Origin of the sequence: Paenibacillus sp. VTT E-133291 (assembly GCF_002264395.1) — a bacterium.
Taxonomy (GTDB): Bacteria; Bacillota; Bacilli; order Paenibacillales; family Paenibacillaceae; genus Paenibacillus_AQ; species Paenibacillus_AQ nitricinens.
The window spans coordinates 1-1,151 of record NZ_NFVA01000215.1 but is presented as its reverse complement, the minus strand read 5'-3'; the positions used below and the strand labels follow the sequence as shown (position 1 = coordinate 1,151).

Here is a 1,151-nt window from a genome sequence, read left to right as displayed (position 1 = left end):
GGAGGCGTTAGGTTATTAGGAATACCTACCGTGACAGACCGAATGATTCAACAAGCAATCGCTCAGGTACTAACCCCATTATTTGATCCAGAGTTTTCTGACCACAGTTATGGATTTCGTCCGGGAAGGCGAGGACATGAGGCGGTAAGGAAAGCTAGAGAATTCATGAAAGAAGGCTATCGATACGTCGTTGATCTGGACTTGGAGAAATTCTTTGATCGCGTCAACCATGACCGACTGATGATGAAGATTTCGGCTAAAGTGAAGGACAAGAAAGTTCTCCTGCTGATTCGAAAATATCTTCAGTCAGGAGTGATGGAGAACGGGTTAGTAAAACCGACAACAGAAGGGACACCGCAAGGTGGTCCACTCAGTCCGTTATTATCTAACATCGTCTTGGACGAGCTCGACAAGGAACTTGAGAAACGTGGACACCGCTTCGTTCGTTATGCGGATGATTGCAATATTTACGTGAAAACGCCAAGAGCAGGAGAGCGAGTGAAGGCATCCATCAATGTATTCATTGAGACAAGACTAAAACTAAAGGTGAAGCAAGCGAAGAGTGCGGTGGACCGCCCATGGAGACGAAAATTTCTTGGGTTTAGCTTTAGTCACGATAAAGAGCCCAAGGTGAGGATAGCGAAGCAGTCCTTGCAGAGAGCGAAAACTCGAATTCGGGAGATCACGTCCCGGAAGAAAGCGATGCGAATGGAAGAGAGAATCCAGGAGATCAATCGATACTTGATGGGATGGCAGGGATATTTCTGTCTGGCGGATACGCCAAGTGTCTTAAAAGCGATGGATATGTGGATTCGAAGGAGATTGCGAATGTGTCTCTGGAAGCAATGGAAGAACCCGAGAACCAAAGTCAAAAGGCTTATATCTTTAGGCGTGCCTAAGGACATAGCATATGAGTGGGGAAATACTCGGAAAGGGTACTGGCGAATTGCAGGGAGTCCAATTCTGCAACGTGCATTGAATAACCAATATTGGGAATCCAATGGATTAAAGAGTGTATTGGACAGATACAACTCCTTACGGAATATTTCATGAACCGCCGTATACCGAACGGTACGTACGGTGGTGTGAGAGGCCGGGGGCTAGCCGCCCCCTCATACTCGATTGTTTAGGAAATTATACAATACAAAAAA

General features: G+C 46.1%; 1 protein-coding gene. It reads left to right on the top strand.

Annotated elements, in window-relative coordinates; genetic code table 11:
- The coding region (gene ltrA / locus CA598_RS31630) for a group II intron reverse transcriptase/maturase (protein WP_094879061.1) at window positions 1–1,053 on the top strand (1,053 nt) is incomplete at its 5' end.
- Between the last annotated feature and the right edge of the window lie 98 nt (window positions 1,054–1,151).